The organism is Sulfitobacter sediminis, assembly GCF_040811725.1.
Lineage (GTDB): Bacteria > Pseudomonadota > Alphaproteobacteria > Rhodobacterales > Rhodobacteraceae > Sulfitobacter > Sulfitobacter sediminis.
Genome location: NZ_JBFNXX010000009.1, coordinates 101,511 through 114,709 on the forward strand (window position 1 = coordinate 101,511; position 13,199 = coordinate 114,709).

Genomic DNA, 13,199 nt, shown 5'->3' on the forward strand with positions numbered 1-13,199 from the left:
AACGATTCCTTTCGAAGGGACAGGGACATGTTGCGCTCAAAGATCATCACGGCCGTGGGTACCTTGGCATGTGCTGTCGGTATCGGCTTCGTGATGCAAAGCTCCGAAACCGCAAGGGTGCATTACGGCGACAAATCCGACCGCATCCCCGCGGCAGAGGCCCCCGTACTAGAGGGGGCTGGTGCCAAGAACGCGATGCTGGACGTGCAAGAAATCACACTAACATCGGCTGAGTACGAGGCAGGGATCGCCCTGCCCGCGACGGATGCAGAGGTCACGACGGTTGCAACACCTCCCAGCGAGCTGTCGGAGCCCGAGATCCCGGATGGGGTTGTGATCCCCGCCTGCGATATCGTCGCCCAAGCCCTGCCCGTGGCCGCGGCCATGGTCAACCTGACGCTCGACGCGCCCTGCATGCCGAACGAGCGCGTGACCGTGCATCACAACGGCATGATTTTTACCGAGACCACGACCTCCGACGGCGCCCTGAACCTTCGGATACCTGCGCTGTCCCGGCAGGCTGTCTTCATCCTCGCATTCGCCAACGGTGACGGTGCGGTTGCCCAGACCATCGTGGAAGAGCTTGAGAATTTTGACCGTGCTGTCCTGCAGTGGAAGGGAAACACCGGTTTCCAGATCCACGCCCGCGAGTTCGGAGCCGACTACGGTTCGGAAGGTCACATATGGGAAGGTGCGCCGGGAAGTGTCGCCGATGCGATTACCGGTACCCACGGGATGATCACACGCCATGGCGATACGAATGCGGCCGAACCGCTTCTGGCCGAGGTCTACAGCTTTCCCAAAGGGCAGAACAGCCGCCAGGGCAGCATCTCGCTGTCCGTGGAAACCGAGGTGACCGCGGCGAATTGCGGTCTCGAGGTCGAGGCGCAATCACTCGAAATTCGGCCCGGCGGACAGGTCCGGACCCAGAACCTCACCCTCGCCGTGCCGGATTGCGAGGCGACGGGCAGCTTTCTGGTGTTGAATAATCTGTTGCAAGACCTGAAACTCGCCGGGATGTAATCCTGCGTCCGAGGTCCCATGATTTTGGCAAAACGTGCGGCGATCATCGCCGCACTTTTTCTGTTCTCCGCCCTTGGATCGGCGGCGCAAGACGTCACGCTCAGTTCGCGTGACGGCAAGGTCGAGTTGAGCGGTACGCTGCTTGGCTTCGACGGTGAATTCTACCGGGTGCAGACCGAATTCGGAGAGCTGACGGTGGACGGCTCCGGTGTGTCCTGCGTGGGGCCGGGATGCCCGAACCTTCAGGACTTCGTGGCAGAGATCGAGATGTCGGGGTCGGCGACGATGGGCGCCGTGCTCATGCCGGCCCTGATCAATGCCTATGCGCAGCGCAACGGCTATAGCGTCGCGCGGGAAGAGATCGATAGCACCCGATTTGCCTTGCTGCTTACGCGGAACGACACTGGCAAGCTTGCCGCGCGCTTTGGGTTCCGTGCCAGCAACACCGACGAAGGATTTGCCGATCTTCTGGCGGACGAAGCAGATATCGTCATGGCCCTGCGCGAGATACGTCCAGAAGAGCGGATCAACGCCCGCGAGGCCGGGATGGGCGATCTGACCGGCATCAATCGCAGCCGTGTTCTCGCCCTCGATGCGGTGGTCCCGGTCGTGGCGCCGGGCAATCCGGTCAAGAGCATCTCGCCCCAGACGCTTGCGGAGGTTTTTGCCGGCCGGATCACCAACTGGCAGGAGTTGGGCGGACCGGATGCGCCCATCGACCTGCATCTGCCGGTCGAATCGAGCGGCCTTGTTCAGGCGATCGAGGATCAGGTGATGACACCGGCACAGCTGCCGATTGCCGAGACCGCGATCCGCCATGCCCTGCCCGAGGAGATCGCCGATGCGGTCGCCCGCGACACGCTGGCGCTGGGCATCACCAGCTATGCCGAGCGGCGAAACACTCGTGTCTTGACCCTTGGCGGCATGTGCGGATTCCTGCTCGACGCCTCGCGCCGCACGATCAAGACGGAAGATTATCCCCTGACCGCGCCGATGTTCCTCTATTTCCCCGCGCGCCGCCTGCCGCAAGTCGCTCGGGAGTTTCTGGCGTTCACCCGCGGGCCGGGGGCGCAAAACGTGATCCGGCGCGCCGGTTTCGTGGACCAGGCGCCCGAAGAGATACCAGTGGAGGTTCAGGGCAACCGCTTTGCCAATGCGATCAGCGTGGCCGGTCCGGAAATTCCACTGGAAGAGTTGCAGCGGATGACGACAACGCTGACGCCGATGGCGCGTCTGACCACGTCGTTCCGGTTCGAAACAGGGTCGATCCGGCTTGACGCGCAGTCCCGCTCGAACGTGCAGCAGCTGGCGCGCGCGCTGGAACAAGGTCAATACGACGCACGGCAGCTTCTGTTCGTGGGGTTCAGCGATGGCCAGGGTTCGGCCAAACCGAACCGCGACATTGCCCTGCGCCGTGCCGAAGCGGTGCGCCGCGCGGTCGAAGCGGCGGCCGTGACAGCCAATCTTGAGCGCGTGAGCCTGGGTGTGGACGCCTTTGGCGAGGCGATGCCGATGGCCTGCGACGATACCAGTTGGGGGCGTCAGGCGAACCGGCGGGTCGAGGTATGGGTAAGGTAAGTCTGCCGGCAGGTCCTAGAGATATCCTTCAGACCTGAAGCTCAGTTCCGCCGATTTTCCGATGATGAGATGATCGTGCAGCGTAAGTCCCAGCGCATCGCAGGCGCGGGCGATCTGGCCCGTCATCTCGGTGTCCGAAGCGGAGGGGGTCGGATCACCGGACGGATGGTTGTGCACCAGGATCAATGCCGATGCATTCAGCTCAAGCGCGCGCTTGGCCACCTCGCGCGGATAGACCGGGACGTGATCGACCGTCCCCTTTCCCTGTTCCTCGTCCGCGATGAGCACGTTTTTCCGATCCAGATAGAGCACGCGAAACTGCTCTGTTTCGCGATGGGCCATGGCGGTGTGGCAGTAGTCCAGCAGTGCATCCCAGCTTGAAACCACTTGTCGCTGCATCACCTTTGCGCGCGCCAGCCGCTGCGCGGCGGCCTCGACGATTTTCAACTCAACGATGACGGCATCGCCGACGCCCGAGATATCCCGCAACCGTGCCTCACTGGCCGATACGACACCGTTGAAATCGCCGAAGCGGTCAAGCAGGGCACGAGCAAGGGGTTTTACGTCGCGGCGCGGGATGGCGCGAAAGAGCACAAGCTCAAGAAGCTCGTAATCAGGCATCGCCCCGGGACCGCCCGCCATGAAGCGCGCGCGCAAGCGCTGGCGGTGATCCCGGATGTAGGAGGGCTGTTTGCCGTTCAAGGCGTCGGTTGTGACCGCTTCGTCCATGAAAAGGGGCAGGGATGGTTCGTGAAAGCCGCTCATGCAGCGAGGTTCGCCGCACCATGGTTAGGATTCGGTTAACCTCATCGACATCAACGCGGGTAAGGTAGGCGCAACGCCCACCCCGTTTCAGCCCTTCATCGACCCCCAGAAGGATTTCACGCTCGAAAAGAAGTTCTTGCTCTCGGGGTTATTTTCCGAGGACAGCTCCTCGAATTCCTTCAGCAGTTCCTTCTGGCGCGCGGTCAGGTTCACCGGTGTCTCGACCGCAAGCTCGATGATCATGTCTCCAACGCCGCCGCCGCGCAGGGGTGGCATACCCTTGCCGCGCAGACGCATCTGGCGGCCCGACTGGCTTCCAGCGGGGATCTGGACGCGTCCGCGCCCGCCGTCGATCGTCGGGACCTCGATGTTGCCGCCCAGCGCCGCAGTGCTCATCGATACCGGCACACGGCAAAAGAGGTTCGGCCCGTCGCGATCAAAGAGCTCGTGTTCGGCCACGTCGATGAAGATATAGAGATCGCCGGACGGCCCACCGCGCATCCCCGCCTCACCCTCACCGGCAAGACGGATACGTGTGCCTGTCTCGACCCCGGCGGGGATGTTCACGCTGAGGCTGCGTTCCTTTTCGGTACGGCCTGCGCCGCGACATGTCTTGCAGGGGTTCTTGACGATCTGGCCCATGCCGGAACAGGTCGGGCAGGTCCGTTCGACCGTAAAGAAGCCTTGCTGCGCGCGCACTTTACCCATGCCGGAACAGGTGGGGCAGGAGGTGGGTTCAGCGCCGCCTTCGGCGCCCGATCCGTTGCAGCTGTCGCATTGGACGGAGGTCGGCACGTTGATGGATTTCTGAAGCCCGGAAAAGGCTTCCTCAAGGGTCACGCGCAGATTGTAGCGCAGGTCGGCACCACGTGCCGCACGACGTCTGCCGCCACCGCCTCGTTGCCCCATGAAATCGCCAAAAAGATCGTCGAAGACGTCCGAGAAGGCGGACGAAAAATCGCCCTGGCCGCCACCGAAACCGCCGCCCGGGCGCCCGCCGCCCATACCGCCTTCAAAGGCAGCATGGCCATAGCGGTCGTATGCGGCCTTTTTGTCCGCATCTTTCAGGACTTCATAGGCTTCGTTGGCTTCTTTGAATTCAGCCTCGGCGTTGGGATTGTCCTTGTTGCGGTCGGGGTGAAGCTCTTTCGCCTTGGTGCGAAAGCCTTTCTTGATCTCATCCGCTGACGCGCCTTTTGAGACGCCGAGCACCTCGTAATAGTCACGTTTGGCCATGAAACACTTCCTTTCGCTGGAACGTGAAGGGCCGGCCCGTCAATCGGACCGGCCCAGCAGTGGTTCCGCTAGCGCAACTTAGGACGCACGCTTGTCGTCGTCGAGGTCTTCGAACTCGGCGTCGACGATGTCGTCGTCGTCGCCACCGCGCGGTGCATCGGCGGCCTCGGCCACGTCGTCATCCGCTTCTTCCTGGGACGCCTTGTAGATCGCCTCGCCCAGCTTCATGGCCGCCTCGGTCACGTTCTGGATGCCGGCCTTGATCTTGCCCGCGTCTTCGGTCTCGATCTCGTCCTTGAGCGCGGCGATGGCCAGTTCGATGGCTTCGACCGTGGTCGGATCGACCTTGTCGGAATGCTCTTCCAGCGACTTCTCGGTAGAGTGGATGAGGCTTTCCGCCTGGTTCTTGGCATCGACCAACTCGCGACGGGCCTTGTCTGCCTCGGCGTTCTCCTCGGCGTCCTTGACCATCTTTTCGATGTCCTCGTCCGAGAGACCACCGGATGCCTGGATCGTGATCTTCTGCTCCTTGCCGGTGCCCTTGTCGAGTGCACCGACAGAAACGATACCGTTGGCGTCGATGTCGAAGGTCACTTCGATCTGCGGCATGCCGCGCGGGGCGGGGGGGATGTTTTCAAGGTTGAAGGCACCCAGCAGCTTGTTGTCAGCCGCCATTTCACGCTCACCCTGGAACACGCGAATGGTCACAGCGTTCTGGTTGTCCTCGGCGGTCGAGAAGACCTGGCTCTTCTTCGTCGGGATCGTGGTGTTGCGGTCGATCAGACGGGTGAACACGCCACCCAGCGTTTCGATACCCAGCGACAGCGGCGTCACGTCGAGCAGCACAACGTCCTTGACGTCACCCTGCAGAACACCGGCCTGGATGGCGGCACCCAGTGCCACGACCTCGTCCGGGTTCACACCCTTGTGGGGCTCCTTGCCGAAGAACTTGGTCACCTCTTCGACGACCTTCGGCATGCGGGTCATACCGCCGACAAGAACGACCTCGTCCACGTCAGAGGCGGAAATGCCAGCATCCTTCAGCGCGTCCTTGCAGGGTTTCAGCGATGCCTTGATCAGGTCACCCACGAGGCTTTCCAGCTTGGCGCGGGTCAGCTTCATGACCATGTGCAGCGGCGATCCATCCTTGCCCATCGAGATGAAGGGCTGGTTGATCTCGGTCTGCGAAGAACTGGACAGCTCGATCTTGGCCTTTTCGGCGGCTTCCTTCAGACGCTGCAGCGCCATCTTGTCCTTGGTCAGGTCGACGCCGTGCTCTTTCTTGAACTCGTCGGCCAGGTAGTTGACGACCCGCATGTCGAAGTCTTCACCACCCAGGAACGTATCACCGTTGGTGGATTTCACTTCGAAAAGACCGTCGTCGATCTCAAGGATCGTCACGTCGAATGTACCACCGCCAAGGTCGTAGACCGCGATCGTCTGGGTGTTTTCCTTGTCGAGACCGTAGGCCAGAGCAGCGGCCGTCGGCTCGTTGATGATCCGCAGGACTTCAAGGCCCGCGATCTTGCCGGCGTCCTTGGTCGCCTGACGCTGGGCGTCGTTGAAATAGGCGGGAACGGTGATCACGGCCTGCGTGACTTCTTCGCCGAGGTACTTCTCGGCAGTGTCCTTCATCTTGCCGAGGATGAAGGCGGAGATTTGGGAGGGAGAATACTTCTCACCCTTGGCTTCGACCCATGCGTCGCCATTGCCGCCGTCGATCACGGCGAAGGGGAGGTTCTTCTTGTCCTTGGCAAGGTCCACGTCGTCGAACCGGCGGCCGATCAGGCGCTTGACGCCAAAGATGGTGTTGTCGGGGTTGGTGACGGCCTGACGCTTGGCTGGCTGGCCAACGAGGCGCTCGTCGTCGGTGAAGGCCACGATGGACGGGGTGGTCCGGGCGCCTTCGGCGTTTTCGATGACCCGGGGCTGGCTGCCGTCCATGATGGCGACGCAGCTGTTCGTTGTACCAAGGTCGATACCAATGACTTTTGACATGTTTGATCCCTCTTTCAATTCAAGGCGATTACACGAGGCGCAGGCCCGTTAAGGCACCTTTGCCCCATCTGGTGACACCGAAAGCGTCGTGCTTTCGGCGGCTCGGACGGTATATAAGGAGCAGGTTTCAGGCCCGCAACCACTGCTGCGGCTTTGAATCGGGGAATCTGCCTGGATTTTTCTTCAATAAGCGGCGCAGGGAGGATGGCATGACGGTACTGCGGCTTCGCGGCTTTGACATACACAAGGGTTACCTTGACGCCGTGGCGCAACAGCAGCTGGTTACGGCCTTGCGTAATGTGGTCGTCCGGGCGCCCCTGTTCCGACCCGACACACCCTATGGCAAACCGATGTCGGTTCGGATGACAGCCGCGGGAAAATACGGCTGGTTTTCGGACCGCAAGGGCTATCGCTATGTGGAGGCACATCCCTCGGGTCGCCCCTGGCCCGCGATCCCGGAAGAGGTGCTGGCGGTCTGGGAAGCGGTGACGGGCCTTGACCGGCAGCCGGAATGCTGCCTGATCAACTACTACGGCCCCGAGGCGCGCATGGGGATGCATCAGGACCGGGATGAAGCGGACTTTTCCTGGCCTGTGGTCTCGATTTCGCTGGGCGATGACGGGCTGTTCCGCATCGGGAATACCACACGTGGCGGCAAGACGGAGTCGATCTGGCTGCACTCCGGTGACGTGGTCGTGATGGGTGGGGAGGCGCGGCTGACCTATCACGGGGTGGACCGGATTAAGCCGGGCACATCGACGCTTCTTGAGAAGGGGGGAAGAGTGAACCTGACCTTGAGAGTGGTTGACTGAAACAGAAAGGCTTCGAGATCGGCGTGAGGTTCTGGAGCGTGGTCAGTCAGGACAGAGCAGGGGCAGCCGAGGGGCCCGGTTACGCGAAAGCGGCCTCGAACCAGACGCGTGTTGCGTCGTTTGCCGGCAAAAGGGTCTCGATGCGGAGATCATCAAGTGCTGCATCCGCGCTCATGCCTACCGTCGCGATCAGAGAGAACAATTCCAGGATGTCGTTGCCAATCCTGATCTGGATCGCAAGGACCGGTGCAGTCGTCTGGCTGGACGGCGCGCTCATAAGCGGCGCCACACCCTCAAGGGCAAGGAGCTCTGCATGCAGCGCGTGCGCTTCGTTGTCATGCGGACGGCGAGCAATCTCCATTTCAAGCAAGCGCATCAGTGACCGTGCCGTATCCCCCCAGTTCACGATGTTGTCGCGCAGGTCTCCCGGTGAGAGGATCTCCCGCATCAGGTTGCCGTCGCCGCGCGCCCCTGCGTGCGAGAAGAATTTCTGCGCCGGTTCATTGGCCTTGATGAGGTTCCATATCCGGTCAATCGAAACCGCCGGATAGGGGGCGTGACCCTTCAGGACATGATCGATCGACGCGTCGATGGCCTTTTGCGTCGCTTCATCCCAGCCATTCTGCGATGAGCGGGCTGCAAAGCCCGCAGACATCAGCATTGCGTCTACCTCGGCGGCGGGCATTTCCAATGCCTCTGCCAGCTGGGAAATGGCAAACCTGCTTGGGTTGGATCGTCCGGTTTCAAGGAAGCTGATATGGCGTTGCGACATCCCGGATTGCAGAGACAGGTCAAGCTGGCTCAGCCTGCGACGCTTGCGCCAGTTCTTCAGAAAGCCGGGAAAGGCGGGATCGGAAAGGGTCACGTTATAGCTCATGCCTCATCCTGTCAGAGGAGGGCGCGCAGGTCGATTACCTCCGATGTAATTGAAACGAGACAGGCAAGGGGCACGAATGACAGCGAACGCCAATAGACCGGAGGCCCCCTGCCATGGAACACTCAAAGACCGCCCGCATCTTCCTTGGGCTCAACGCCGCATTTTCGCTGGCCACTGGCCTCGGATTGGTGATCACGCCAAACCAACTGGGCGAATTGCTTTTCATGGGCTCAGCGCCGTGGCAACCGGTCGTTCTGCGCCTATTGGGGATTGGCCTGGTTCTGTTTGGTCTGGGCCTGATCCTGATGGCAAGGGTCCGGTTCCTGACCAAGGGCCAGGTCATGTTTATCACGATGATGGACATCGGTTGGATCCTTGGCAGCGCGCTCCTCTTGGTTCTGGGCGGCTATCTGTTCTCTGCCTTCGGACAGGCCTCTGTCATTGTGGTTGCGGGCTTTGTGGCCGTCTTTGCATTTGGTCAATACGTCGGTGCGCAGAAGATCGCGCCGCCGTTGAGCCGGGCGTCCGTTACGATCTCGGGAGGGAAAATCGTCGCGAGCGTAAGCCGACCCGTCAATGCACCCCGTGATGTCGTATGGCGCGTGATGAACGACCACCGCGGCTTTGCCGATGTGGCTGACAACCTCTCGAAAGTGGAAGTCGTGAAAGGCGATGGCATCGGGATGCAGCGCCGCTGTTATGGTCCGAAGGGCGAAAACTGGCTCGAGACCTGTACTCTTTTCGAGGACAACCGTGCATTCGGCTTTCGGGTTCACACGGAAGCCGACGATTATCCCTACCCGATTACCGATCTGCATGGGAAATGGTCGGTGGGACGCGAAGGAGAGGGTTCAAGATTCGCCATCGTCATCGAGGCCCGGGCCAAGGGTAATCTGCTGACCCGGACGCTTTTCAAGGTGGCGGCCAAGCGGCTGTTCAGGATCGTTCTGGCCGATCTGGCGGATGCCTGGGCTGCGAGAATGGAGCGTGAGGCACGAACGTGATTGGCCGAAAGGTGCGAGGCTAAACGATCCTTTCGGCAAAGCCCGCTGTCCCGCCTACCGCCGCGCGTCCCAGCTCATGGAGGCATGCTTGCGAGTATAGAATTCGCCCATCAGGCCGATCATGATCGCGACAAGACCGATCCAGAAGGCGTATTCCCAGTTCGAATAGCGCGGGTTGTAGTTTATGAAGGAAAAGCCGCGCGCCTGGTCGATGATGTGAAACAGGGGATTCCAGTCGAACATCGACAGCATGAAACTGGGCAGGGTGTTGGCCACGAACATCTTGCCCGAAGCGATCATGTTGGCCCGCTGATAGACCATCGCGATCAAGCCCACCAGGGATGGCGCCCAGGGCTTCATCGCGAGGAATACGAGTCCGAGACCGCAGCCAACGAACCACGCCAGAAGCAGCATGCTGAAGGCCTGAACGGGCTGTTCCAAATGCACCGGGATCCAGGCGACGTGGTAGACAAAGAGAACGATAAAGAGTGAAAGCACCTGAATGTAGAGCGCACCGATGGCGGCCGAGAGGATCGAGATGATCGTGTTCATCGGCGCATGCTGCATCATCGGGCTGGCCGGCCCTTCGGAGCCGAGCACCGCGCTCAGCGCCTTGATGTGCGTCATGTAGAGAAAGATGCCCGTCATGATGTAGATCAGGAAATCGCCGCGCAGGGCGGCACCACGCATGCCCAATACAGAGAACATCAGGTAGAAGGCACCAACAAAGAGCACCGTCTGCATGATGTTGATTCCGATCGCCACGAACGCGTTGTTGTGCTGGCGACGGATGCTGCGAACGACCGAATGATAGACAAGCTCGGCCATTGCCATAGCCGAGGAAAATCCCCCCTGGGGTTTTCGGGTCGCCTGGAACATCGGATGCCGTCCTTGCCTGAACCTGACCGTTGCACGGAATTCTTGCCGTTCCGTTACGCAGCCAGCATAAGGAACGTCATCGAACCGATCAACAAAAGCCAAGGGGTTGGGCCGCGTGGACTACGAAAAACTCGTGACTGTGATGCGCAGGCTATCATTGGAGGCCGGTGACAAGATCATGGAAATCTACGGACAGGAGGATTTCGATGTGAAGTCCAAGTCCGACGACAGCCCGGTCACGGCGGCGGATGAAGCGGCGGACGCGATCATTTCCGAAGGGCTGCGTGCCGCTTTCCCCGATCTGACGCTGATTACCGAGGAACAGGCGGCCACTCATTCCACCAGGGCTGACACGTTTCTGATTGTCGATCCCCTTGACGGAACCAAGGAGTTCATACACCGGCGCGGCGATTTCACGGTCAACATCGCGCTGGTCGAGAACGGCACACCGACACGCGGCGTGGTCTATGCGCCGGCGAAGTCGCGCATGTTCTTCACCCGCGCCGACGGACAATCCGTCGAAGAGAAAGGGGAGTTGTCAAAGGACGCCGTGGGACAGCTCGATGCGATATCAGTCTCTGAGGCGGACAATTCCGCCCTGATGGTGGTTGCGTCCAAATCGCACCGCGATCAGGCCACCGACGACTACATCTCGAAATACAATGTGCGCGACATGAAAAGCGCGGGGTCCTCGCTCAAGTTCTGTCTTGTCGCCACTGGTGAGGCCGATCTCTATCCGCGCCTCGGGCGCACGATGGAATGGGACACGGCGGCGGGTCATGCGGTTCTGAAAGGTGCCGGGGGCGAGGTCGTGCGTTTCGACGATCATACCCCTTTGGAGTACGGAAAGGCGGACTTCGCAAATCCGTTCTTCATCGCCTATGCGCCGGCCGTTGACCTGAGATCCGCCTGATGTCCGTGCTGATCGTCATCCCCGCGCGCTATGCGTCTTCTCGTTATCCCGGCAAACCGCTTGCCGAGCTTCGTGGGGCGACAGGTGTGTCGCGGTCCCTGATCGAGCGCTCATGGCATGCGGCCACGGCTGTGAGTGGCGTAGACCGGGTGGTGATCGCCACCGATGATGATCGCATCCGCGCCGCCTCCGAAGCGTTCGGCGCCGAGGTTGTCATGACTTCAAGCGATTGCGCCAATGGCACGGAACGCTGCGCCGAAGCGCATGCAACGCTTGGCGGAGGTTACGACATCGTCGTCAACCTGCAGGGCGATGCGCCGCTGACGCCGCATTGGTTTATCGAAAGCCTTGTGCAGGGTCTGGTATCCGCACCGGAAGCCGAGATCGCGACGCCGGTTCTGCGCTGTGATGGTGCCATGCTGAACGGGCTGCTCGCCGATCGGAAAGCCGGTCGCGTCGGGGGGACGACGGCGGTCTTTGCGACGGATCACCGGGCGCTTTATTTCTCGAAAGAAGTCGTGCCATTCACGTCGAAAACCTATGCCGAGGCGGAACCGACACCAGTGTTTCATCACGTCGGGGTCTACGCCTACCGGCCAGAGGCGCTGGCCGCTTACCCGTCATGGCCCACCGGTCCGCTCGAACAGCTGGAAGGGCTCGAACAGCTTCGTTTCATGGAGAACGGCCGCACGGTGCTTTGCGTCGAGGTCGAAGCCCGCGGGCGCGAGTTCTGGGAGTTGAATAATCCCGAGGATGTGCCGAAAATAGAGTCTATGATGGCGAAAATGGGCCTTGAATGACCAACCCCGCTGTCAGCGTTGTTGTGGTCAGCCGGGGCCGTCCCGATGACCTGGCACGCTGTCTGACGGGTCTCTCGCAGGTTCAGTACGATCCTTTTGAGCTTATCGTCGTCGCCGATCCCGAAGGGGTGCGCGCGGCCCGTAGCCTGACCTTTGCGGAACAGTTGAAGATCGTTCCCTTCGATGAGGCAAATATCTCAGCGGCCCGCAACATCGGCATTGTGCAGGCGGCGGGCGAGATCGTGGCTTTTATCGACGATGACGCAGTGCCCGAGCCACAGTGGCTGCGCTATCTCGTAGCCCCGGCAACGCAGGGCGACGTGGCCGCGTTGGCAGGCTTTGTCCGGGGCCGCAACGGTATTTCCTTCCAGTGGAAGGCGCGGAGCCTCGATCGCTACGGCGGGTTTCATCCGCTTGAAGTGCATGACAGTCAGGCGACAGTGCTGCATCCGCCGAAGGGCAAGGCGGTCAAGACCGAAGGCACGAACATGGCCTTTCGCCGGTCCGTCCTTGTCGAATTGGGGGGGTTCGACTCTGCTTACCATTACTTTCTAGACGAGACCGATTTGAACATGCGGCTTGCCCGCGCGGGATACGCAACAGCTGTCGTCCCACTTGCCGAGGTCCATCACGGTTTTGCCGCGAATGCCCAGCGCCGTGCCAACCGCGTGCCGCGCGACCTGTTCGAGATCGGCGCAAGCTGGGCGGTCTTTTTGCGCAAACACGTGCCGGAGAGCGAGCGCAAGGGACAATGGAAGGCCCTGCGCGCCGGGGAAAAGCGGCGACTGCTGGAACACATGGTAACGGGCGGCCTTGATGCGGGCTGGGTGAGATACCTGATGAAGCGGCTCGATGCGGGATACCGCGACGGGCTGGCCCGGATCCCGGGCGCTGTCAAACTGCCGGCGCATCCCGAGACGCCCTTCAAACATTTTGCTTCAAGTTCCCGGCCATCGCGGATCGTTCGCTCGCGCCCCTGGCGCTTGTCGCGTGATCTCGCTGCGGCGCGGGAGAGGGTTGCACGGGGTGAAATCGTGACCGTGATTTCCCTGTCGCTGACCACGCTTTATCACCGCATCTATTTCGACAAGAGCGGTGTTTGGGTGCAGCGCGGCGGATTGTTCGGCAAGTCAGAGCGGCATGAGCCGATCTGGCGAGTCATGACGCGCTCTGGACGAATTCAGAATGAAACAAGTCGCGTTATGCGACAACGTGGTATAAGCAAGGAAACATAAAGGGTTCTGAGTGTCTTCAGAACCATCGCCGGCAGGCGGTATCGGCAGAAACAGAAGATGGCAAAAGCCGCGAATGACT

At 61.0% G+C, this 13,199-nt stretch carries 12 protein-coding genes; 7 read left to right on the top strand and 5 right to left on the bottom strand.

Translation table 11 applies throughout. The features are described from left to right. Positions 1-27: 27 nt before the first annotated feature. Together AB2B41_RS13255 and AB2B41_RS13260 are read left to right on the top strand one after the other, a co-directional pair. Complete coding sequence (locus AB2B41_RS13255) at positions 28-1,023, top strand: hypothetical protein (RefSeq protein ID WP_367878275.1); 996 nt, start codon at positions 28-30, stop codon at positions 1,021-1,023. An 18-nt stretch (positions 1,024-1,041) separates the two neighbouring features. After that, positions 1,042-2,601: a substrate-binding domain-containing protein gene (locus AB2B41_RS13260; protein ID WP_367878276.1), complete on the top strand. Its 1,560-nt coding sequence runs from the start codon at positions 1,042-1,044 to the stop codon at positions 2,599-2,601. Positions 2,602-2,616: 15 nt separating this feature from the next. Here AB2B41_RS13260 and radC read toward each other — a convergent pair whose 3' ends face one another. The 3 genes from radC to dnaK form a co-directional block, all read right to left on the bottom strand. Next, positions 2,617-3,330 carry a RadC family protein gene (radC, locus tag AB2B41_RS13265; protein WP_367878277.1) on the bottom strand — a complete coding sequence of 238 codons (714 nt, stop codon included), beginning with the start codon at positions 3,328-3,330 and terminating at the stop codon, positions 2,617-2,619. 123 nt (positions 3,331-3,453) lie between these two features. Then, a complete protein-coding gene (gene dnaJ / locus AB2B41_RS13270; RefSeq protein ID WP_367878278.1) occupies positions 3,454-4,602 on the bottom strand; it encodes a molecular chaperone DnaJ in 1,149 nt (382 codons plus the stop codon). A 78-nt stretch (positions 4,603-4,680) separates the two neighbouring features. After that, positions 4,681-6,600: a molecular chaperone DnaK gene (gene dnaK, locus AB2B41_RS13275; protein ID WP_367878279.1), complete on the bottom strand. Its 1,920-nt coding sequence runs from the start codon at positions 6,598-6,600 to the stop codon at positions 4,681-4,683. A 209-nt stretch (positions 6,601-6,809) separates the two neighbouring features. On the opposite strand from dnaK, the gene AB2B41_RS13280 reads away from it, so the two are divergent. Continuing rightward, positions 6,810-7,412, top strand: a complete 603-nt coding sequence (locus AB2B41_RS13280; protein ID WP_367878280.1) for an alpha-ketoglutarate-dependent dioxygenase AlkB family protein — start codon at positions 6,810-6,812, stop codon at positions 7,410-7,412. Positions 7,413-7,491: 79 nt separating this feature from the next. Here AB2B41_RS13280 and AB2B41_RS13285 read toward each other — a convergent pair whose 3' ends face one another. Further along, positions 7,492-8,289 carry a helix-turn-helix domain-containing protein gene (locus AB2B41_RS13285; RefSeq protein WP_367878281.1) on the bottom strand — a complete coding sequence of 266 codons (798 nt, stop codon included), beginning with the start codon at positions 8,287-8,289 and terminating at the stop codon, positions 7,492-7,494. 113 nt (positions 8,290-8,402) lie between these two features. On the opposite strand from AB2B41_RS13285, the gene AB2B41_RS13290 reads away from it, so the two are divergent. Then, a complete protein-coding gene (locus AB2B41_RS13290) occupies positions 8,403-9,293 on the top strand; it encodes an SRPBCC family protein (protein ID WP_367878282.1) in 891 nt (296 codons plus the stop codon). Positions 9,294-9,347: 54 nt separating this feature from the next. Here AB2B41_RS13290 and AB2B41_RS13295 read toward each other — a convergent pair whose 3' ends face one another. After that, the gene (locus AB2B41_RS13295; RefSeq protein ID WP_367878283.1) at positions 9,348-10,172 is read right to left on the bottom strand and encodes an ABC transporter permease; all 825 of its coding nucleotides are present in this window, start codon (positions 10,170-10,172) and stop codon (positions 9,348-9,350) included. 115 nt (positions 10,173-10,287) lie between these two features. Between AB2B41_RS13295 and cysQ the strand changes: the two genes are divergently transcribed. From cysQ to AB2B41_RS13310, 3 genes are read left to right on the top strand one after another with little or no spacing between them, the layout of a single operon-like run. After that, the gene (cysQ, locus tag AB2B41_RS13300; protein ID WP_367878284.1) at positions 10,288-11,085 is read left to right on the top strand and encodes a 3'(2'),5'-bisphosphate nucleotidase CysQ; all 798 of its coding nucleotides are present in this window, start codon (positions 10,288-10,290) and stop codon (positions 11,083-11,085) included. Next, entirely contained in the window at positions 11,085-11,885 is an 801-nt protein-coding gene (locus AB2B41_RS13305; protein ID WP_367878285.1) for a 3-deoxy-manno-octulosonate cytidylyltransferase, read from the top strand. The genes cysQ and AB2B41_RS13305 overlap by 1 nt, the downstream gene beginning before the upstream one ends. Further along, on the top strand, positions 11,882-13,120 hold the full coding sequence (locus tag AB2B41_RS13310) for a glycosyltransferase family 2 protein (protein WP_367878286.1): 1,239 nt from the start codon (positions 11,882-11,884) through the stop codon (positions 13,118-13,120). The genes AB2B41_RS13305 and AB2B41_RS13310 overlap by 4 nt, the downstream gene beginning before the upstream one ends. Positions 13,121-13,199: the final 79 nt, after the last annotated feature.